The organism is Anaerophaga thermohalophila str. Valhall (assembly GCF_000250735.1).
GTDB classification, from domain to species: Bacteria; Bacteroidota; Bacteroidia; order Bacteroidales; family Marinilabiliaceae; genus Anaerophaga; species Anaerophaga thermohalophila_A.
Window position 1 is genome coordinate 1 of record NZ_AHZV01000101.1, and the last position, 21,202, is coordinate 21,202.

Annotated in this window: 19 protein-coding genes; 10 read left to right on the plus strand and 9 right to left on the minus strand. The window is 41.6% G+C overall.

Annotated features, from left to right (window positions below):
* Both OQ5_RS24270 and OQ5_RS24275 read left to right on the plus strand, forming a co-directional pair.
* A partial coding sequence (locus OQ5_RS24270) for a nitrilase-related carbon-nitrogen hydrolase (protein WP_016776428.1) occupies positions 1-877 on the plus strand: 877 nt, incomplete at its 5' end.
* A gap of 37 nt (positions 878-914) precedes the next feature.
* Positions 915-1,373 (plus strand): 5-formyltetrahydrofolate cyclo-ligase, encoded by a 459-nt coding sequence (locus OQ5_RS24275; RefSeq protein ID WP_016776429.1) that lies wholly within the window; start codon positions 915-917, stop codon positions 1,371-1,373.
* A gap of 75 nt (positions 1,374-1,448) precedes the next feature.
* Here the strand turns inward: OQ5_RS24275 and OQ5_RS0104975 are convergent, their stop codons facing one another.
* The 6 genes from OQ5_RS0104975 to tgt all read right to left on the minus strand — a co-directional run bounded on the left by OQ5_RS0104975 (position 1,449) and on the right by tgt (position 7,643).
* Positions 1,449-1,616: a DUF362 domain-containing protein gene (locus tag OQ5_RS0104975; RefSeq protein WP_016776430.1), complete on the minus strand. Its 168-nt coding sequence runs from the start codon at positions 1,614-1,616 to the stop codon at positions 1,449-1,451.
* A gap of 560 nt (positions 1,617-2,176) precedes the next feature.
* Positions 2,177-2,497 carry a biotin/lipoyl-containing protein gene (locus OQ5_RS0104980; protein WP_016776431.1) on the minus strand — a complete coding sequence of 107 codons (321 nt, stop codon included), beginning with the start codon at positions 2,495-2,497 and terminating at the stop codon, positions 2,177-2,179.
* A 550-nt stretch (positions 2,498-3,047) separates the two neighbouring features.
* Entirely contained in the window at positions 3,048-3,722 is a 675-nt protein-coding gene (locus tag OQ5_RS24280; protein ID WP_255297392.1) for an acyl-CoA carboxylase subunit beta, read from the minus strand.
* Complete coding sequence (locus OQ5_RS24285; protein ID WP_255297393.1) at positions 3,700-4,593, minus strand: acyl-CoA carboxylase subunit beta; 894 nt, start codon at positions 4,591-4,593, stop codon at positions 3,700-3,702. Before OQ5_RS24285 ends, OQ5_RS24280 begins: the two co-directional genes overlap by 23 nt.
* Before the next feature lie 431 nt (positions 4,594-5,024).
* A complete protein-coding gene (locus OQ5_RS0104990) occupies positions 5,025-6,104 on the minus strand; it encodes an LptF/LptG family permease (protein ID WP_016776432.1) in 1,080 nt (359 codons plus the stop codon).
* A 408-nt stretch (positions 6,105-6,512) separates the two neighbouring features.
* Positions 6,513-7,643: a tRNA guanosine(34) transglycosylase Tgt gene (gene tgt, locus OQ5_RS0104995; RefSeq protein ID WP_016776433.1), complete on the minus strand. Its 1,131-nt coding sequence runs from the start codon at positions 7,641-7,643 to the stop codon at positions 6,513-6,515.
* Between the two features lie 115 nt (positions 7,644-7,758).
* Here tgt and OQ5_RS20335 point away from each other — a divergent pair, with 115 nt between their 5' ends.
* From OQ5_RS20335 to OQ5_RS0105025, 7 genes are all read left to right on the plus strand, one after another.
* Positions 7,759-8,931, plus strand: a complete 1,173-nt coding sequence (locus tag OQ5_RS20335; protein ID WP_044107568.1) for a glycosyltransferase — start codon at positions 7,759-7,761, stop codon at positions 8,929-8,931.
* Positions 8,885-9,496, plus strand: coding sequence for an RNA polymerase sigma factor (locus tag OQ5_RS0105005; protein ID WP_026055121.1), 612 nt, complete (start codon positions 8,885-8,887; stop codon positions 9,494-9,496). Before OQ5_RS20335 ends, OQ5_RS0105005 begins: the two co-directional genes overlap by 47 nt.
* A 42-nt stretch (positions 9,497-9,538) precedes the next feature.
* A complete protein-coding gene (gene rsmG, locus OQ5_RS0105010; RefSeq protein ID WP_016776436.1) occupies positions 9,539-10,159 on the plus strand; it encodes a 16S rRNA (guanine(527)-N(7))-methyltransferase RsmG in 621 nt (206 codons plus the stop codon).
* Between the two features lie 1,003 nt (positions 10,160-11,162).
* Positions 11,163-11,321: a 50S ribosomal protein L34 gene (gene rpmH, locus OQ5_RS22330; protein ID WP_010421028.1), complete on the plus strand. Its 159-nt coding sequence runs from the start codon at positions 11,163-11,165 to the stop codon at positions 11,319-11,321.
* Between the two features lie 235 nt (positions 11,322-11,556).
* Positions 11,557-12,438, plus strand: a complete 882-nt coding sequence (locus OQ5_RS0105015; protein ID WP_016776437.1) for a PASTA domain-containing protein — start codon at positions 11,557-11,559, stop codon at positions 12,436-12,438.
* Positions 12,439-12,790: 352 nt separating this feature from the next.
* Positions 12,791-13,870, plus strand: a complete 1,080-nt coding sequence (locus OQ5_RS0105020) for an RluA family pseudouridine synthase (RefSeq protein ID WP_016776438.1) — start codon at positions 12,791-12,793, stop codon at positions 13,868-13,870.
* Between the two features lie 236 nt (positions 13,871-14,106).
* A complete protein-coding gene (locus OQ5_RS0105025) occupies positions 14,107-15,102 on the plus strand; it encodes a D-alanine--D-alanine ligase (protein ID WP_016776439.1) in 996 nt (331 codons plus the stop codon).
* A gap of 66 nt (positions 15,103-15,168) precedes the next feature.
* On the opposite strand, the gene OQ5_RS0105030 is transcribed toward OQ5_RS0105025, so the two are convergent.
* Positions 15,169-15,777 (minus strand): hypothetical protein, encoded by a 609-nt coding sequence (locus OQ5_RS0105030; protein ID WP_016776440.1) that lies wholly within the window; start codon positions 15,775-15,777, stop codon positions 15,169-15,171.
* Positions 15,778-16,333: 556 nt separating this feature from the next.
* On the opposite strand from OQ5_RS0105030, the gene tpx reads away from it, so the two are divergent.
* Complete coding sequence (tpx, locus tag OQ5_RS0105040; RefSeq protein WP_016776442.1) at positions 16,334-16,846, plus strand: thiol peroxidase; 513 nt, start codon at positions 16,334-16,336, stop codon at positions 16,844-16,846.
* Between the two features lie 78 nt (positions 16,847-16,924).
* Here the strand turns inward: tpx and OQ5_RS0105045 are convergent, their stop codons facing one another.
* Positions 16,925-18,124, minus strand: a complete 1,200-nt coding sequence (locus tag OQ5_RS0105045; protein WP_016776443.1) for an anaerobic sulfatase maturase — start codon at positions 18,122-18,124, stop codon at positions 16,925-16,927.
* Positions 18,125-18,132: 8 nt separating this feature from the next.
* The gene (gene gcvP, locus OQ5_RS0105050; protein WP_016776444.1) at positions 18,133-21,006 is read right to left on the minus strand and encodes an aminomethyl-transferring glycine dehydrogenase; all 2,874 of its coding nucleotides are present in this window, start codon (positions 21,004-21,006) and stop codon (positions 18,133-18,135) included.
* Positions 21,007-21,202: the final 196 nt, after the last annotated feature.

Genomic DNA, 21,202 nt, shown 5'->3' on the forward strand with positions numbered 1-21,202 from the left:
ATTGCCGATGAATTCCAAAATAAACACAGGTATACTTCAGTTTGCCCCTGTTTTTGGAGACATAGTTTCCAATATCAGAAAAATTGATCAACTTCTGGACAATGCTCCCGGGGTCCAATTGTGGGTGTTGCCCGAATTGGCTTCATCAGGGTATAATTTCTCCTCAAAAGAGGAAGCCCGGCAAAGTGCCGAACCCCTGGGAGAGAGTCTTTTTATCAGATACCTTACCGAAAAAGCAGCGAAACTAAATGCCTGGTTTGTTTCGGGCTTTAATGAACTCGATGGCGACAAACTATATAACAGTGCAGTGTTTATTAGCCACGAAGGCCTTATAGGGCATTACCGGAAGCTGCACCTTTTCAATCGTGAAAAAGAAATTTTCGAGCCGGGTAATACCGGACTTCCGGTTTTCTCAACCCCCTTGGGGAAAATAGGTATTTTAGTTTGTTTCGACTGGATGTTTCCCGAAAGTTGGCGGATTCTGGCGCTGAAAGGTGCCCAAATCATCTGCCATCCTTCAAACCTTGTGCTTCCCTGGTGTCAGAGTGCTATCCCCGGATATGCACTGACCAATCGTATTTTTGTAGCAACGGCCAATCGTGTGGGCACAGAAAGGAACCTTACTTTCACGGGACAATCTGTGTTGGTGAATCCTAAAGGGGAATATCTTTTCAAAGGAAATACTGATGCAGAAGACATTCTTACCGCCAACATAGATATGTCGGATGCGCTTGACAAGCAAATGACACCTTTTAACCGGGTATTTGCAGACAGACGCCTCGACGTTTATTCCCTAAAGGAGGTTAATGATGAGCTCCAAATAAAGGAAGCAAAAAGCCATCTGCGCAAAAAAATAAAACAGGAAAAACAAAAATAACACCAGCGTTGAACTGAAGAAAATAAGCATCGATATAATGGCCGGGGTTGAAAAGCTCCCGCAATTTCAAAAGGCTGAGAATGTGTTTGTGTACTGGTCGCTCCCCGATGAAGTGTTCACACACGATTTCATAAAACGCTGGCATGGGAAAAAAAGAATTTTTCTTCCGGTGGTAAAAGGCAAACAACTGGAAATTCGTGAATTTACCGGAGAAAAAAATATGAAAACCGGACCATCTTTTGGAATACAGGAACCTACAGGAGAAATATTGTCCAATCCCGAGGAAATTGACATAGCCATAGTCCCAGGCCTCGCATTTACAAAGCATGGAGCCAGATTAGGGCGTGGCGGCGGATTTTACGACAAAACGCTTCCCTTGTTAACAAAAGCATTCAAGGCTGGTGTGGCTTTTCCCTTTCAAATTGTAAGCAATCTTCCAACATCAGGCAACGATGTTTATCTGGACATTGCTGTTACAGACGGACATATAAAATAGCAAAACAAACGAGGGCCGCCTGTAAAAATACCGGCAGCCCCTTAAGCGTGTAATAATTAAATGTTTTTACAATCCTTAAGCCGGATGTATGGCCTCGGTAGGACAGACATCGGCACAAGCACCGCAGTCGGTACACAATTCAGGATCAATTTTATAGATTTCACCTTCAGAAATAGCATCCACAGGACACTCATCTATGCAGGTACCGCAAGCAATGCAATCTTCATTAATTACGTATGCCATTTTTCTTTCTTTTTAATGATTAGATGATTATTCAAAAGCAAAATTATCTGCTTTTTTCCTTATATAAAAAAGAAAACTGTCTAAATAAGGTTATTTGTAAAAAATATAAATAGAGTGTTGTTCCATCAATAGATGGTTAGATTCTAGATATAAGCTGTAAAATGATTCATAAAGCTACTTCGTGTCTGTCCATAAAGTACCATTTGCTGCGTTACCCTCGCCGCCAAAATCCTCATTTACGATTAGTAAACTTCGGTTTTGGCGGCTTCGCAAGCCTTGCAACTGGCACTTTCTGAACAGACACACAGATTGTAATAATTTTTTGTAAGTTTATAGACACGCACTACTTCGGAATGAGTAGTTTGGCGTCAAGCCTAACACAGCAAATGGTACTTTACAATACTCCGTTAAACTTTTACAGTTGTTTGATAATTAATGTTTGCATAATCAATGATAAAAACAACAACTCTCTCATAATAATAACTTTGCGTCATTGCGTCTCTGCGTTTAGGATTTTTTTAACTGACTATTGACTTTATGGACAGACATTATTTATATCCCTAATCAATCTCAACCATCACAAAATTCTTGGGGATCTTCTGCCCTTTTTCCACATTTACTTTCTTAATTTTTCCATCGAAGGGCATATGTATCTCATTCACCATTTTCATGGCTTCCAGCAAAAGAAGAACTTCTCCTTCCTTAACCTTTTGGCCTTTTTTGACTTTTACATCGGTAACCGTACCGGGAATAACGGAACGTACTTCCTTAGGATCCGGCACCTGGTACTTTTTTCTTTCTTTAAACTTTCTGGTCAATCTGGTCTTATACTTAAGACTTAATATCTGAAAATCAACCAATTCCTGATTATCGTCCTTCATTGTGTATGCATTTTTAGTTCATTATGCCCGGGAACCGGGTGTTTAATACTAAAAAAGGAAACATTGTTATGTCAAACTTTTTTATATAGTGTCTGTCCATAAAGTACCATTTGCTGTGTTACGCTCGCCGCCAAAATCCTCATTTACGAGTAGTAAACTCCGGTTTTGGCGGCTTCGCAAGCCTTGCAACTGGCACTTTCTGAACAGACACACATACTGTAAAAATTTTTTTGTCGAGTTTATAGACACGCACTATATAGTTCGTTAGACACTGTAAGCGACTTATATTCAACTGGTTATATCCAATGGGTTTGTTTTAATAAGATTCAGATTTTCAGCGGGATACGAACCATCTTGTATCTTAATCTAATAATCTAACGATCTATGAGTGCGGTCTAAAAAGCATCTTTACTGCCAAATTCATTGTTGTTTAAATTTTTGCACCCTCATTAACAACGGGTTAACTCCGGTGCAAAAATTTAAAACGTCTTGATTTAGACAAAAATATGTCTTTTTATACCACACTCATCTATTGTTTTTACAAGCAAAATTAAAATGGTGGAATTCCGTGCTTCTTCTCAGGACGATAGTCCACTTTACTGCCTGATACTTCCAGAGCATGTAACAACATTTGACGTGTTTCATCGGGCTCGATCACCGAGTCGATATATCCTTTGGCAGCAGCTACATAAGGATTGGCAAATTTTTCTTTGTATTCCTGTACCTTAAGCTGACGCATTGCATCGGGATCATCGGCTTCTTCAATTTCCTTTTTGAAGATGATATTCGCTGCTCCTTCGGGCCCCATAACAGCAATTTCGGCAGTTGGCCAGGCAAAGGCAAAGTCGGCATGCAGGTGGCGTGAGTTCATGGCGATATAACCACCTCCGTAGGCTTTTCTCAGAATAACGGTTATTTTTGGCACGGTAGCTTCCGAGTAGGCATACAGCACTTTGGCACCGTGACGAATAACACCGGCATGCTCCTGATCAATACCGGGCAGATAACCTGGCATGTCTTCCAAAGTAACAATAGGGATATTAAAGGCATCGCAGTAGCGAATAAAGCGGGCAGCCTTATCGGAGCTATCGGTATCCAGAACGCCGGCAAGAACCAAAGGCTGATTGGCTACAAAACCAACCGTCTCCCCGTTCATACGGCCAAACCCGATGACAATATTGGCGGCAAACAGCTCCTGAATCTCAAAAAAAATCGGAATCGTCAACAATGGCCTTAATAACATCTCTTACATCATAAGGCTCTTTAGGGTCGGCCGGAATAATATCCTCGATAGGTGTCTTGAATTTGGGAGGCCTGGGAGGAAATGCTTTTGCCTTTTGTTTATTGTTCCATGGAATAAAAGTGATAAGTTTCTTAATTTGATCGAAACATTCCATTTCACTGTTGGCAAAAAAGTGGGCATTCCCTGTAATCTCGGCATGAACACGGGCCCCGCCAAGATCCTCCATCGAAATTTCTTCTCCTAACACAGCTTTAATAACGCTCGGCCCGGTAATAAACATCTTACTGATGTTGTCGACAGTGAAAACAAAGTCGGTAAGTGCCGGCGAATATACAGCTCCTCCGGCACAAGGTCCGAGAATCACTGAAATCTGAGGGATTACACCAGAGGCAATAGTATTACGGTAGAAAATTTCACCATAACCGGCAAGTGAATTAACACCTTCCTGAATACGTGCGCCACCCGAATCATTAATACCGATAAGCGGAACCCTCATCTTCAGAGCATGGTCCATAATCTTGGTAATCTTACGGGCATGCATCAAACCGAGAGAACCACCTGCAACGGTAAAATCCTGGGCGAAAATGCAAACCGGAGCACCATAAATGGTACCGGTACCAATAATTACTCCATCACCATGCAACTGCTTTTTGTCCATCCCAAAATCGCGGGCTTCGTGTTCGACAAAAAGGTCATACTCGGTAAAAGAATCCTGATCCAGCAGGGCGAGAATGCGCTCACGGGCAGTCATTTTCCCCATTGCAGTCTGTTTCTCGATGGCCTTTTCACCACCACCCTGCTGTACTTTTTCTCTCCTTTTTCGAAGGTCAAGGATGTACTTTTTTAATGACATACTAAAAAATTTTGGTTAATCACCTGTCAATCAACATAAAACAATGAATGTTGCTGACCAAATCAGGGTGCATATTTACTAATTTTAGCTTAAAGAGATGCAGGAAAATTTGAATAATTTACACTGCACACATACAATATATTGATTTACAAGAATTAAATTTAGAACGTATTTAAAGAAATTTAACCATCATAAGAAGGGGCATCCCAGCGGGCCGGGGCAGAATCAATTCAGGGCATGGACAATTAATGACCGTTGCTAATTTGTGCTTGTCCATAAACCCGGAAAAATATTCACAATATGTGTGTCTGTTCAGAAAGTGTCATTTACAAGGCTTGCGAAGTCCGAAAATAGGGAGTTTACTCATCGTAAATGTGTAATTTTCGGACGAGCGGAACACAGTAAATGGTACTTTATGGACAGACTCTAATTTACTTTGGTGCTTTATAGTACAATATAATGCCAATTACAGCAAAAACAAAATTAGGCAACCAGGTAGCAATCATCGGCGATAAATTACCGTTGATAGCAAAAGTTGTAGATATCGTCATAAATAAGATATAGGAAAAACTAAGTGCCAGACCAATTCCTATGTGAAATCCCATGCCGCCCCGTGTTTTTCGTGAAGCAAGTGAAACGCCTATCAACGTAAGAATAAAAGCAGAAAAGGGTGATGCGATACGCCGGTGTCTTTCTATCAGATATGGTTCAATATTACCGACTCCCCTTTCTCTCTGTTCTTCAATGTAGTCTTCCAATTCAGGATTGGTCATGGTTTCAAAAAATTTCCTTTCTTCTTTAAAATCGGCCGGTTTCATATTAACCACGGTATCCATTTCCTCCCCTTCGGAAAGTACCATCTTTCCGTTATTCGGAAAATCGCGCCTGACATAATCTCTGAATATCCATTTGTTCTCCGTGCTGTCGTATTGAACCGATTTGGCAGAGATCTTGAATTTCAAATCTTTCCCTTCAATCTTCTCCATGCTGAAATCGTCCCCCCGTTCGCGAAATGAGGAATAACGGCGCATGTAAATGAAAAGCCCCGGCTCAATTTGCATGTGGATGTTGCTCATTCCTGTTTCATGTATTTCCTTGATGTAAGTATTCTCAAAATCAATACGAACTCTGTTGGCCGGAGGAATAATATACCCCCCCATTACATAGGAAAAAACTGTAAGAATAGCGGCACCTAAAAAGTAAGGATACATCAACCTTTTAAAACTGACACCACTGGAAAGAATGGCAATTATCTCAGTCTGGTAAGCCATCTTCGAAGTAAAAAAGATGACCGCGATAAACACAAACAAAGGGGTAAATAAATTGGCAAAATAGGGAATAAAATTCTGATAGTAATCAAAAACAATGGCCTCGAGTGGAGCATTCGTTTCCAGAAAATCATCAATTTTTTCTGCAAGATCAAAAACTATGGATATGCTGAGAATAAGAACTATCGCAAAAAAGAAAGTTCCCAGAAATTTTTTCAGTATATAAAAATCCAGCTTTTTCAAAGTAAATCGTTTTTTTGGTTTTTTGTTACAATTCCGGAACCTGCTGCAAATTAAACATTATTTAGCGTCTGTCCATAAAATGCCATTTGCTGTGTTATGCTTGCAACTGGCACTTTTTGTACAGACACGCACTATCTACTCAAAATTTCTAAATTTCTGTCCTGTTCTCTATGCCCTCATCCCCTATGCTTCATGCTACCATCCGGCCCTTCTGCCTTCTCACCTTCCTACCATTACCTCATGCTCCATGCCCTCTGCCCCATGCCCATACTTCTGCCTTCTGCCTTTATCTGCCAGGGTTGAAGACCTATGTAAGCGTATTTCCCACTCTCCGCCCTCTGCTCTCTGCCCTCTGCCCTCTGCTTCTGCCGGTGGGTTAATTTTATCTAAAAGTCTGTTCTATTTTACTTACAAACGTCTTGCCAGTTGTTGTATTATTTTTTCTTTCCAGGTCGAAAAACGGCCTTCAATAATACGTCGACGGGCTTCGGAAACCAGCCAATGATAAAAAGCAAGATTGTGGATGGAAGCTATTTGCGGCCCCAGCATTTCACGCGAAACAAACAAATGCCGAAGATAAGCTTTTGAATAAAGGGTATCATACAAACAATGTCCGTCGGAGTCGATGGGCGAAAAATCTGTCTTCCATTTCTCATTTTTGATATTGATGATGCCCTCGCTGGTAAAAAGCATTCCGTTGCGTCCGTTTCTTGTGGGCATTACACAATCGAACATATCCACACCACGGCTGACAGCCTCAAGAATATTGACCGGAGTGCCAACCCCCATCAGATAACGTGGTTTGTCTTCGGGTAAAATATCGTTGACTACTTCAATCATTTCATACATAACCTCCTCGGGTTCTCCTACAGCGAGCCCGCCTATGGCATTGCCATCCATCCCGAATGACGCGATGAATTCGGCCGAACGCTTTCGCAAATCCGGATACCCTGCCCCCTGCACAATCGGGAAAAATGCCTGTTCATACCCATATTGAGGATCGGTAGTTTCAAAACGCTCAATCCCTCTTTTTAACCATTTATGCGTAAGCTCCATCGACTGAAGTGCATAGTCATAATTGGCATCACCAGGCGGACATTCGTCAAATGCCATCATTATATCGGCTCCGATAATTCGCTGAATATCAACTACCTTTTCCGGTGTAAACAAATGCTTTGAGCCATCCAGATGCGACCTGAATTCTGCCCCCTGATGCGACAATTTCCTTTTCTCGCTCAACGAAAAAACCTGAAACCCTCCGCTATCCGTCAATATTGGACGGTCCCAGCTATTGAAACGGTGGAGCCCTCCTGCCTGACGCAAAACCTCCAAGCCGGGCCTGAGATATAAATGATACGTATTCCCAAGTATGATATGCGCCCTGACCTCCTCTTTCAAATCCTTTACATGTATGCCTTTTACCGACCCGACAGTTCCTACCGGCATAAAAACCGGGGTTGGAATGCGACCGTGCCCGGTAATGATTTCTCCGGCTCGTGCTAATGACAACGGATCGGTTTTCTCTAAACTGTATTGCATTTGTTTACAATTAAAAATCGAAGTGCAAAGATACAAGACTTGTCCGTTTTTACGTTCTATGTTGTAAGCTAACAAAAAAAATCGCACTTTTGGCCGAAATTAATCGCAAGAGATTATGAGCATTCCACAACCAAATACTTTCGAAATCATATTGTTGTCGATAATGGCTCTTGTGTGGCTTTGGCAGTTCTTTTTTCTGATGCGCCGAATTCGGCCGATTGCGCTATATAAGCGAAAGGAAGCACATAGTGGGGATGTTCCGCCGGTTTCAGTAGTCATCAGTGCACGTAACGAAGCCGAAAACCTCGACCGTTTTCTTCCCGCAATCCTCGAACAGGACTATCCCGAATATCAGGTTGTTGTTGTCAATGATGGTTCGGAAGACGACTCTGATCTGGTGCTTGCCAAATTAAAAGCAAAATATAAACACCTGTATTATACCACTATAGCTCCCGACAAAAAGTTCTACCACGGCAAAAAGCTGCCACTATCACTGGGGATCAAAGCTGCCGATTTCGAACATCTGATACTAACCGATGCCGATTGCCGACCGGCATCAGACCAGTGGATCAGAAAAATGGCAGAATCCTTCACCATCCCCGGCAAAGAGCTGGTATTAGGTATCGGTAATTACGAAAAAGCAAAAGGCCTGACAAACTTATGGCTGCGATACGATACTTTTACCATTGCCATTCAGTACCTTGGATTTGCCCTGAGCGGAAAACCTTACATGGGAACCGGCAGAAATCTTGCCTATACAAAGACCCTTTTCGAAAAAAACAAAGGATTCAAAAGCCATATCTATCTTGCATCAGGAGACGACGACCTTTTTGTTCAGGAAGCAGCCACGAAAACCAATACAGCGGTATGTACCCATGCTGAAGCGCATACGTTGAGTGTCCCGCCGTCTTCTTTTCGGAAGTGGCTTGAACAAAAACAAAGACATCTGACTACCTCGGGAAGATACACCACGAGCACCAGGTCTGCTCTTTTTACAGAAGCACTGACCAGGGAAATATTTTGGGCACTAACCTTTTATTTTATATTTTTTCCTAATTTTGCGCCAATTGTATTACCATTTTCATTAATATTGTTTTTATTCAAATTTGTTTTTTGGAAAATGGCAGCCGGGAAAACCGGAATGGGAAAAATTTACCGGGCAGTATTATTGTTCGATTTCATTCAGCCAATACTGCTCTGTATGGCTCATTTGGGAAATCTGGCAGGGTCAAAAAAAAGGAATGGAAGTAAATCCGAACTTATCAGACAAGGCAAGGTACGACCTTGAATTGGTTGAAAGAGCAGTAAAGGGCGATCAGAAAGCGTATGCCGAACTTATGGCGCGCTACCGTGACGCCATTTATTTTATGTTGCTAAAAATGATAAATAATAAAACCGATGCCGAAGATTTAACCATCGAAGCATTCGGAAAAGCTTTCAAAAATCTGAGCCAGTATTCCCCCAACTACGCCTTCAGCACCTGGCTCTTCAAAATTGCCTCAAACAATTGTATCGATTACCTCCGAAAGAAGCGCAACAACCACATCAGCATAGACGGAAGTTATAGCTCGGAAGAAAAAGATTCCGAACCACAAGTCCACCTTAAAGATGAAACACCCGACCCCGAAGAATTCATGATACGGGAACAAAAGGTGGTTTTAATGCGCACTGTCGTCAAAAAGCTAAAACCCCGTTACCGCACCCTTATTGAACTGCGTTATTTTAAAGAATATTCTTACGAAGAAATATCCGAAGAGCTTGATTTACCGCTTGGAACCGTTAAAGCCCAGCTTTTTCGTGCCCGGGAACTGCTTTTTAACACGCTTAAGAATTCTGAAGTGAAAAAGCATTAAACTGAAGAAACGAGCATAGAAAAGGTTGCCACAATCTATTGTATGGACATAATTCTGAAATACTTTCCAGGCATCACCCCTCTGCAAAAAGAGCAATTTGCCGCATTAAAGGCACTATACGAGGATTGGAACAGTAAAATCAACGTAATTTCAAGAAAGGACATGGGTAATTTCTACCTGCACCATGTCTTGCATTCACTTGCCATTGCAAAGTTTCTGACCTTTACGGATGGTTCTGAAATCATTGATGTAGGTACCGGCGGTGGTTTTCCGGGAATTCCGCTGAGTATTCTTTTCCCAAAAGTTCATTTCCTCATGCTCGATTCAGTTGCTAAGAAAATTAAAGTTGTAAAAGCGGTCATTCAGGAAATCGATCTTCAGAATGCTGAAGCGGAACAGAGCCGGTCGGAAAATTATAAAGGCAAATTCGATTTCATCATCAGCAGAGCAGTCACCAATTTACCCGATTTTCTAAAACAGACCCGGCACCTGGTCGCTTCACAACAAAAAAATGCAGTGCCGAACGGTATACTATACCTTAAAGGCGGAAACATTGACATGGAAATTGCACCTTTCAGAAAGAAAATATTCACTGCAAATCTTAGCCAATGGTTTGATGAAACCTTTTTTGATACTAAAAAACTGATACATCTGCCGGTTTAGGAAATTAGGGGTTAGTCAATAGGGGTTAGTCAGGGGGTTGAAACCCGGAACGCGAAATCTGAAACTCGAAACCCGATATCAAAGCAAATTGAGGCTGAGGTTGAGAATGCACCACAGATGTCACAGATTTACACGGATTTTTCAATTATCAATTACCACTTAAGGTTGATTTGCGACATCTTAATTTGCTAATAAGAGCTCGTCTATAAACTCGCAAAGAATTTTTACAGTATGTGTGTCTGTTCAGAAAGTGTCATTTACAAGGCTTGCGAAGTCCGAAAATACGGAGTTTACTCATCGTAAATGAGTAATTTTCGGACGATCATAACACAGTAAATGGCACTTTATGGACAGACACTAATAAGTCAGAAGTTCTGGTTTGGAACATTCGATTATTTTCTCCCTCATCACTCACCCCGTGGCCCTCTAAAGAGGGAAACCACAGCGCAATTACTATAATATGAGTGCGAAATAAAAAGCATATTTTTGTCAAAATCAAGGCGTTTTAAATTTTAGCACCGGAGTTAACTCATTATTAATGAGCATTTAAAAATTTAAAACAACACAGAGTTTGGTAACAAAGATGCTTTTTAGACCGGGCAATAATATTGTACCATTCGCATGTTTTAATTTACTGTAAATTGCGGGCCAGCCCGGTTCTCCCCTTCAGAGGAGTTAGAGGGGTAGCGGGAGGGGAAGCTATTAGCCTTTAAATCAGAAGTTCTAATTTTAGAATTTAGAGGGTTAAAGTCCTATAAAAACAGACAAAACGCACAGCACCTCAAAATAATATTTAGCCTGTTGAAAGACAGATGTACCAAAAATTGTATCGATATTTTTTGGAAGACAAAAAAAACTTGTATTTTTGCACTCCGATTTTCTGAGAATAAGGCATTAACAAAGGTACCCTTTGTACGGGCCCGGAAAATTTCAGTAAAGAAACAAGTCCCGATTTACCCGGGGCGAGTTGCATCAGACCAATAACTTAGAAAATTTTATACTAATGAAAAGGACATTTCAACCATCAAACCGCAAGAGAAGAAACAAGCATGGCTTTCGCTCAAGAATGTCTACTGCCACCGGACGCCGCGTGTTGGCTTCACGGCGTGCTAAAGGTCGTAAAAAATTAAGCGTTAGTAGCGAAAGAAGACATAAAGCATAAGAGTGGATCATTAATCTCAAAAGTTAATGATAATTATTAGACCATTAGATATGCCGGATTATTGACATTTGCAATATTCTGCTGTCAGTAATCAAACCACATAATAAGACATCTTCGTACGAAGAAAAAATACAATGAAGGGCCGTACGGCCCTTTATTTTTTCTATTCTTCCTATTCATTCCTTCTGTTTGGTGATTTTGTGTTATTTTTGAAGACATTCAAAAAAACAATAAGATGTCATTTATTAAAATCATATTCAGCAAAGAATTCGCCAAACACCTGGGAATTGTGGTGCTGGCCGGCATTCTCACCATTGTACTTGTTTTCTGGGGACTGAATCTATACACGCGCCATGGTGAAGGTTTTGAAACTCCTGATTTCACAGGGCTGACAGAACAACAATTCAAAAATCTGGTTGAGAAGAATGAGCTCAGATATGACATCATTGATTCTGTTTATATTGATGATGCCCCTCCCGGCATAGTTGTTGAGCAAACTCCTGCCGCTGGAGACCTGATTAAGAAAAACCGGAAAATATTTTTTACCATAAACTCATGGACTTCGGAAAAAGTGCAGGCTCCCGATGTCATTGATTACAGCGTACGTAATGCAAGAGTATTGCTTGAATCGTTCGGACTGAAAGTGGGAAACCTCATTTATGTTCCCTCTGAATACACCAACCTGGTACTGGGTCAACACTACAAAGGAAAGCCTATTGAACCGGGAACACCACTTGAAAAAGGATCTTCCATTGATCTGATTGTTGGCAAAGGGCTGAGCAACCAAACTACTGCTGTCCCTGACCTGACGGGACTCACACACGAAGAAGCCAAAGAATCCAGCCAAAACCTTTCACTTAATATCGGAGCCTGTATTTACGATTCTACCGTTGTGTCAAAGGAGGACACACTGAATGCTTTCGTATGGAAACAGCGCCCCGAAAGTTTACCAGGTAACCAGCTCAGGCTTGGGGCTTCAATCGATATCTGGCTCTCTACCGATTCTTCATATATTATGCCCGACTCTGTCGTTACCGACACCATTGAAACAGAAATATATGAAGATTTGCCGGATGACGATGACCAATTTGATAATGAAGAAGAAAAATTCTTTTGATCTCTGCACCAAATGAAACGAGCATGGCATAATAGATTATTAGATTTTTAGATATTAAGATGTAAGATGAACTGAATAAAACTGGGTTTCTCACAACAAGAATTATGTATAAATCATACATTCGAGTTCCATTAGGCCTTGAAAAATAAATTTTATACTAATGAAACGAGCATGGCAAAGTTTGCCAACAAAAAAAACATGTATAAGTTCTTGCATGCGAGTTCCATTCGATCTTAATAAATAAATTTTATACGGATGAAACGAGCATGACAAGGTGTTTCACAAGAGAACATATATAAACCCAATCATGCGAGTTCCATCAGACCAATAACTTAGACTAATTTTTTACTTGATGAATGAAGAGCATTTTGATTATGATGAAACAGATGAACTGGAGGAGATCATTGACGCAGGTGAGGAAACGAATAAACCCGGTCAGCTTTACGAGCATTACCGTTTTGTAGCCGATTCCGGGCAGAGTCCGTTAAGAATTGACAAATTTCTGGTTAACCGCATTGAAAATGCCTCACGGAATAAAATTCAGGAGGCAGCAAATGCCGGAAGTATTCTGGTCAATGGTAATCCGGTGAAAGCCAATTACAAAGTAAAACCCGGAGATATCATCACCATAGAAATGACCTGGCCCCCCAGAGAAATAGAAATAATTCCCGAAGACATCCCTTTAAACATTGTTTACGAAGATGAGCATCTGATTGTTGTCAACAAAGCTCCGGGAATGGTTGTACATCCCGGCTTTGGTAATTATACAGGAACACTTGTTAATGCCCTTGCCTGGCACCTGAAAGACCATCCATGGTTTCAGAGTAACGATCCCCGCCCGGGACTCGTTCACAGAATAGATAAAGACACCTCCGGCCTTCTGGTGATTGCAAAAACCGAAAATGCGAAAACCCACCTGGGCAGGCAGTTCTTTAACAAAACTACCGGACGAACCTATCACGCCATTGTCTGGGGGAATGTTAAAAATGACGAGGGAACCATAGAAGGAAATATCGGTCGAAGCCTTCGCGACAGGAAGCAAATGACGGTATTCAGCGACAACTCACAGGGGAAACCGGCTGTAACACACTACAGGGTTTTAGAACGACTGGGTTATGTAACATTACTCGAGTGTAAACTCGAAACCGGCCGAACCCATCAAATCAGGGTCCATCTGAAGCACATTGGTCATACTTTGTTCAATGACGAACGATATGGCGGAGATCAGATTTTAAAGGGAACGACCTTTACAAAGTACAAGCAATTTGTAAAAAACTGCTTTGCAATTCTTCCCCGACAGGCACTTCATGCAAAAACACTGACATTTGAGCATCCCGCTACAGGAAAGACCATGGCCTTCGACAGCCCTTTGCCCGATGATATGATCCGGGTAATAGAAAAATGGCGGCATTATACTGCAGGAAGAGAATAACTTAGTCAGTAGTTAGGAGTAGGAGTTAGGAATAAGGCAGAGGGCCAGGGGCATGGGGCAGAGAGCATGGAGCATGGAATAATGGGAGAAAGGTGGAAAGGTAGAAGGGAAGGATGGTAACATGGGGCTTAGGGCATGGAGCAGAGTGAGGGAATTCTACTTTCAGTGTTCTTTGATGCTGAAAGTGGGAAACAATTAGATACGAAAGAACCACATAAAACAAACAGGTGAAGTGCATGAAAAATATCGGAATAGTATATGGTGGATACTCTTCAGAAATTGTTGTAAGCCGCAAAAGTGCCGAAGGCATCCTTTCGTTCATTGATCGCCGGAAATATAATGTTTTCCAGGTATTGCTCACCCGGAAAAAATGGGTGGTGGTAAGCGAAAACAAAGAATTTCCGATTAACAGGAATGATTTCACTTTTAGCATAAACGGTAAGAAATTGACCTTCGATTGTCTTTATATTACAATACATGGGACACCTGGTGAGGATGGTTTGTTACAGGGCTATTTAAAAATGATGAATATTCCGCACACAACCTGCGATGTACTTCCGGCCGCACTCACTTTCAATAAATTCACCTGTAATACCTACCTTAAAGGCTTCGGTGTTGCTGTTGCCGATTCGGTCTTGCTCAGAAAAGGACGGGAATACAATGCCGAAGATATCAAAGAAAAAATCGGACTTCCATGCTTTGTAAAACCCAATGCCGGCGGGTCAAGCTTCGGTATTACAAAAGTGAAATCGTTCGAAGAACTCGAGCCGGCTATTGAAAAGGCTTTTGATGAAAGTGATGAAGCACTTGTGGAAACTTTCATGAAAGGCACGGAAGTTACATGCGGCATATATAAAACACTAAGCAAAGATGTGGTGATGCCGTTAACAGAAGTTATCAGCAAAAATGAATTTTTCGATTTTGAAGCTAAGTACAACGCCGAAAAGGCCATCGAAATTACCCCGGCACGCATATCTGATGAACTCACTGAAAAAATTCAAAAGATCACTTCTTTGATATACGATATTCTCAACTGCAAAGGAATTGTGAGAATGGATTATATTATTACTGACAAAAAGATATTTCTGCTTGAGGTCAACACTACTCCGGGGATGACTCCTACAAGCTTTATTCCGCAACAGGTAGAAGCCATGCGAATGAGCATGCAGGAAGTAATGACCGAAATCATCGAAGATGCCATAGAGCGGCAAAAAAAATCGGGTGTATCTTAACATTTTAAAGATACACCCGAAAACTGATAAAAACTTTTTAGCTTTTGGTGGCTAATGTCACTCTGATTACTTTCTGATTGCATAACTACTCTCATTTTTACCTGAAATCAAACTTACATAATAGGTGCCGGCCGGAAGGGCGGACAAATCGAATTTTCCGGAGTAAGTCAGCTCTTTAGGTAAAGATGATTCGAACAAAACATTGCCGCGTTCGTCTTTCAATTTCAGTTTGTAGTTGTCGAAAGACTTGTTCAGGTAGCTCACAAACAAAAAGTTGTTCTTTGCCCAGACTTTGGCAGCCATTGCTTCGGCATTACTCTCTGCCTTTTTGGTTAAAAGTTTGCCACCGGCAACAGTAAACTCATCTTCCAGGAAAGTTTTGTTGCTGCTCTTCAGTACCGCAATATATTTTCCATCGCTCAATTCGGAAAAATCGAACAGTTTATTGAAATGAGCCGTGTTGCCAACTTTCCCGCTGGTGTAAACCAAATCACCTTCAGACGTTTTAATCTCTACGGCAAAATCCACCAACTCTTCATTCAGCGCCGAAATAAGCGCATAATTGGTATCAAGATAAGGATAAACCTTTATCTTTCCTTTGGCAGATACCGGAGTAACCACCGCTGCCATAAGCACTAAAAGTGCAGCTACTGATAAAAACTTTTTTGCTTTCATAATTTAAAAGTTTTAAGTGAAACATTTGATTAATGTGTCTTTTTGTAAGAACACATTGCAAACATAATCCTGTTTCGAACACCTGCCAAATTTTGCGACCCAAAACTCCTTAATTTTACAAATTCTTAACCATACCCCCATTTTCGCCATATCACATAAACATTTAACAGCATTTTTTTGACATACAGTTAATTTTTGACAGATTTATTTGGAAGATAAAAGGTTTTTTGACAATACAACCCCTATTCATATACTTTTAGTAACAAATTATAAAAACCAGGAATTTGAAAACATTTGGTACAACTATTTTGTTAAAAAAAGACATTGCTGGCCGGATCCAATAAATATCAGGAAATACAAGGCGAATTGGTATTCTTAAATGTCAATATTTCCTTGTAGCGACAGCCCTTTAACCTGAATATTTTCTCTTTTTAAGTTAAAGAGTGTTCAATGAGTGCGGTATAAAAGCATATTTTTGTCAAAATCAAGGCTTTTGGCAACAAAGATGATTTTCAGGCCGTGCTCGTCAATTGATAACCAACAAAAAATGAGTACCATGGAAAAGAACAATTCAAAAGTTACATTTGCAGGCAACCCGGTGACTCTGGTGGGAAGAGAACCAAAACCGGGAGAAAGTGCTCCTGAATTTACCGTAACAGGGAACGACCTTAAACCGGTTCATCTTACAGATTTTGATGGAAAAGTGAAGGTCATTGCTGTCTATCCTTCCATCGATACAAGTGTTTGTGCAGCGCAAAACCGGAGATTTAACCAGGAAGCTGAGAAACTCAATAATGTAGTAGTGCTTTCTATCTCATGCGACCTTCCTTTTGCGCAAAAAAGATTCTGTGCAGCCGAGGGACTGAATAACATTGTAACGCTTTCGGATCATAAGGATTTGGATTTCGGAACCAAATATGGTTTTGTAATGGAGGAATTCCGTCTGTTGGCAAGGGGAACTGTCATCATTGGCAAAGACAACAAAATTAAATATGTCGAATACGTTCCCGAGGTAACCAACGAACCGGACTATGACAAAGCCATGGAAGAAGTTAAAAAACTGATCTGAGGAACTGATTCTCCATTCAGAAAAACAGCCACAGATTACCACAGTGTAAATATTTCCCTGTAATCTGTGGCTATCCGGTTATCCCGTAAAATCCTTAAAAGCATTATAGCTGTCGCCCGGCACTGATCCTTTGGAAATATCTTCCTGCTGCTGCTTCCATTGTCGGGCAAGTTCCTTAAATACAGGGTCAGCATGTTCCATGAACATAATCGTTGATTTGCAAAAGCGGGGCATCGCACTATCTCGTGGATCCTTAATTCGATCTTTGGTACATCCGCCATAACAATGTTTATACCAGGGACATGTCCGGCATTTTCGGGGCAACTGGCTTTTCATCTGACCGAATTTTGTTTGCTTCGGAGAATTCAGCATATCAATCAGACGGTCATTCATAATATTGCCAAGTTTCCATTTTGGTTCTACAAAGAAATCGCAGGAATAAACATCACCATTATGCTCCACCGTAACATATATGCCACACTCCTTGCGAAACGTACATTCCGGAGCATCTAATCCTACATAAGTATGAAAAACAGAATCGATAAAACGAACATTGGTAGAGGGCTGTCCGTCTTGAAAATCACTTAGCCAAAGATCAAAAATATCGATGAGAAACTTTCCATATTGCTCCGGTGTAACTGAAAAATCAGCGGCTTTGCGCGGATTCACTTTATCAGTTTCTACAATGGGAATAAACTGCATCCACGAAAAGCCTGTCTGCTTATAGAACTCATAAATTTCTTCTGCAAAATCGGCTGAATAGCTGGTAACACAACACATGGCATTTACTGCAACATCCCGTTTGAGTAAAAGTCCGGCACTCTGCATAACCTTTTCCCATGAGGGTTTTTCGTTTTGCGTAAGCCGGTAACGGTCGTGTACATGCTGTGGTCCGTCAATTGAAAGTCCTACCAGGAAATCGTATTGCTTCAAAAAAACTGCCCATTCTTTATCCAATAAAATACCGTTGGTCTGAAGCCCGTTACCAACAACTTTCCCTTTGCCGTATAGTTGTTCGTAATGTATCGCCTTTTTGAAAAAGTCGAGCCCCATAAGTGTCGGCTCTCCCCCCTGCCATGCAAAAGAGACATTTTGTCCCGACTGTTCCATCATTTGCTTTACCAACTCCTCCAAAACCCTATCGCTCATCCTGTGCATGGTAGTTTCAGGATAAAGCTCTGATTTTTCGAGATAAAAGCAATACTTACATCCCAGATTACAATCGGGCCCCGCAGGCTTCACCAAAACCGACTCCAGGGGTTTAAAAGCTTTCTTCATATCAAAGACTACTCTTCTTCATAGTTTTCTAATGGCTCGCAGGTGCAAACCAGATTTCTGTCTCCCCATGCATCGTCAATACGGGCAACAGCAGGCCAAAACTTGTTTTCTTTAACCCATCCCAGTGGAAAAGCGGCCTTTCCTCTTCCATAGGGTTTCTCCCAGGCATCTGAAACCACAACATAATCGGGATGAGGGGCGTTCTTCAGTACATTATCTTCCGGATCAGCAATTCCGGCCTCAATTTCTTTAATCTCTGCATATATTGCCTTAAGTGCATCCACAAAACGATCCATCTCCTCTTTTGATTCACTTTCGGTCGGTTCTATCATCAGTGTACCATGAACGGGGAACGAAACAGTGGGAGCATGGTATCCGTAATCGATCAAACGTTTGGCAATATCAATTTCCGAAACGCCTGTATTGGATTTAAGCCGTCGACATTCCAGAATCATTTCGTGGCCAACCCTGCCGTTTTCGCCCGAATAAAGAATTCCGTAATCATCTTTGAGCTCGCAGGCCAGATAGTTGGCATTCAGTATGGCAATCTTCGTTGCATAGGTTAGTCCCTCGGCTCCCATCATTTTAATGTAGCCGTAAGTGATGGGCAATATACCCGGACTTCCCCAGGGAGCAGCCGCCACAGCAGAAATACCTTCCCGCATGTTATCAATTACACTATGGCCGGGCAGAAATTCTGCCAGATGAGAAGCCACAGCAATTGGTCCGACCCCCGGGCCTCCGCCTCCGTGAGGAATGGCAAATGTTTTATGAAGGTTAAGATGGCAAACATCGGCACCGATAATCCCGGGACTTGTTATTCCCACCTGGGCATTCATGTTGGCCCCGTCCATATATACCTGTCCGCCGTTTTCATGAATGATGTTACAGACTTCGAGAATGGATGACTCAAAAACACCATGGGTGGAGGGATAGGTAACCATAATGCAGGCCAGATTGTCACTGTGTTTTTCAGCCTTCTCCTTTAAATCGGCAATATCGATATTTCCATGGTCATCGCATTTGACAACGACCACCTCCATACCAGCCATAACAGCACTGGCAGGATTTGTTCCGTGGGCTGACGAAGGTATGAGCGCCACGTTTCTGTGTCCTTCGTTGCATGATTGGTGATAAGCCCTGATCACCATCAGGCCGGCGTATTCACCGGCAGCGCCCGAATTGGGCTGCAGGCTGACATCGGCCAACCCCGTTATTTCTATCAAATCGGCACGCAATTCATCCATCATTTCGTGATATCCCAGGGCCTGATCAATGGGGACAAAAGGATGTACGGAGGTAAATTCAGGCCAGGTGAGTGAAAACAGTTCCGAGGCTGCATTCAACTTCATGGTGCACGAACCAAGTGATATCATTGAATGTGCCAGAGATATATCCTTTCGCTCAAGCCTCTTGATGTAACGCATCATTTCTGTTTCGGAACGATATTTTTTAAACACTTCCTGTTCCATAAAAACAGATTTCCGCTCCAGACTTTGAGGAATAACACGGGCACTACTGAATTCTTCAATGTTGACACTCGTTTCGTCAGCCATGCCTGTAAGTATGTCAACCAAATCCTGAACATCGCTCTCCGAAGTGGTTTCATCCAAACTCATTCCAATCAGGGTTTGATCCTGTTCAAAATAACGAATATTGATCTTTCTCGAAAGCAGCTTTTCCCTGATTCCTTCAATCCCCAGTTTTTTCGGTAACCTAAACCTGAGGGTATCAAAAAATGTGGTATTTAAAGATTTAAAGCCTTTTGCTTCAAGAGCATCTCTCAACTTCACTGCAAGAGAATGTATGTTATTGGCAATTTCTTTTAATCCTTCAGGTCCGTGCCATACGGCATAAAAGCCGGCCATTGTAGCTAAAAGCGCCTGGGCGGTGCAAATATTGGAAGTTGCCCTTTCCCTTTTTATATGCTGTTCTCTTGTTTGCAAAGCCATTCTGAGGGCGGGACGTCCCGTTGCATCTTTGGAAACCCCAATAATTCGTCCAGGAATACTCCGTTTGTACGCTTCTTTAGCAGCAAAAAAAGCAGCGTGTGGCCCTCCATAATAAAGAGGTACACCAAAACGCTGAGAAGAACCGAAAACAATATCAGCACCCCACTCGCCCGGAGGTGTTATTAACGTTAAGGCAAGCAGGTCGGTGGCGACAGCTATTTTCCCCTCTCCCCTGTGTACTTCGTCTGCGAAAGACCGGTAATCGTTTATTTCACCATTAGCATCCGGATATTGGACAATAGCGCCAAAATGTTTCGCGGGATCATATTTTTCTTTTTCAACTTCCGAAAATTGCAGCTTTATACCTAATGGTGCAGATCTTGTTTCCAAAACTGCCCTGGTTTGGGGCCATATACGTGAGTCAACCAAACAGGTATCCACACTTGATTTTAATTGTGCCCGGCTACGGGAATTAAACATCATGATCATGGCTTCGGCAGCAGCTGTAGCCTCATCCAAAAGAGACGCATTGGCCAGTTCCATACCTGTTAATTCGGTCACCATGGCCTGGAAATTCAACAGTGCCTCAAGTCGTCCCTGCGAAATTTCAGCCTGATAAGGCGTATATGAAGTATACCAGACTGGATTTTCCAGCACATTGCGGATAATAACCGGCGGAGTAAAGGTATTATAATAACCCATGCCGATGTATGTCCTGAAAACTTTATTCTTTGCAGCTATTCCCCTGATTCGCTGAAGGTATTCCTGTTCGGAAAGAGCAGGAGAAAGGTTTAGTTCACTTTTCATTCGTATTCCGTCAGGAACCGCTTCGTAAATCAATTCATCAAGTGAAGAAACACCAATTTTTTCAAGCATCAGGTTCACTTCTTCGGAATCGGGCCCGATGTGCCGGTCTTTAAATTGACTCATATCGATATATTTGGGTATATTTTTTATTCCTATTGCATTAACTTCATCACACAAACTTATTGAGCCTTAGCAATGGCAAAAAAGCTTTGCCAAGGCCAAACTTATAAATTATAAAAGAACTAATTTTTTATAATTCGAACCAATGATTTTTGTCAAAACCAGAAGGCACAATTTACTCAATAAAAAATTGTATTTT

Bases quoted from the DNA above. Each gene is read 5' to 3' on its own strand.
- OQ5_RS0104980 (WP_016776431.1), bottom strand. From the start codon at position 2,497: ATGAAGGACGATAATCAGGAATTGGTTGATTTTCAGATATTAAGTCTT.
- gcvP (WP_016776444.1), bottom strand. From the start codon at position 21,006: ATGAGTCAATTTAAAGACCGGCACATCGGGCCCGATTCCGAAGAAGTG.
- OQ5_RS24275 (WP_016776429.1), top strand. From the start codon at position 915: ATGGCCGGGGTTGAAAAGCTCCCGCAATTTCAAAAGGCTGAGAATGTG.
- OQ5_RS0105030 (WP_016776440.1), bottom strand. From the start codon at position 15,777: ATGAAAGCAAAAAAGTTTTTATCAGTAGCTGCACTTTTAGTGCTTATG.
- tpx (WP_016776442.1), top strand. From the start codon at position 16,334: ATGGAAAAGAACAATTCAAAAGTTACATTTGCAGGCAACCCGGTGACT.
- rsmG (WP_016776436.1), top strand. From the start codon at position 9,539: ATGGACATAATTCTGAAATACTTTCCAGGCATCACCCCTCTGCAAAAA.
- rpmH (WP_010421028.1), top strand. From the start codon at position 11,163: ATGAAAAGGACATTTCAACCATCAAACCGCAAGAGAAGAAACAAGCAT.
- OQ5_RS0105045 (WP_016776443.1), bottom strand. From the start codon at position 18,124: ATGAAGAAAGCTTTTAAACCCCTGGAGTCGGTTTTGGTGAAGCCTGCG.
- OQ5_RS24285 (WP_255297393.1), bottom strand. From the start codon at position 4,593: ATGTCATTAAAAAAGTACATCCTTGACCTTCGAAAAAGGAGAGAAAAA.
- OQ5_RS0105025 (WP_016776439.1), top strand. From the start codon at position 14,107: ATGAAAAATATCGGAATAGTATATGGTGGATACTCTTCAGAAATTGTT.
- OQ5_RS0104975 (WP_016776430.1), bottom strand. From the start codon at position 1,616: ATGGCATACGTAATTAATGAAGATTGCATTGCTTGCGGTACCTGCATA.
- OQ5_RS0105015 (WP_016776437.1), top strand. From the start codon at position 11,557: ATGTCATTTATTAAAATCATATTCAGCAAAGAATTCGCCAAACACCTG.
- tgt (WP_016776433.1), bottom strand. From the start codon at position 7,643: ATGCAATACAGTTTAGAGAAAACCGATCCGTTGTCATTAGCACGAGCC.
- OQ5_RS0105020 (WP_016776438.1), top strand. From the start codon at position 12,791: ATGAATGAAGAGCATTTTGATTATGATGAAACAGATGAACTGGAGGAG.
- OQ5_RS20335 (WP_044107568.1), top strand. From the start codon at position 7,759: ATGAGCATTCCACAACCAAATACTTTCGAAATCATATTGTTGTCGATA.
- OQ5_RS0105005 (WP_026055121.1), top strand. From the start codon at position 8,885: ATGGAAGTAAATCCGAACTTATCAGACAAGGCAAGGTACGACCTTGAA.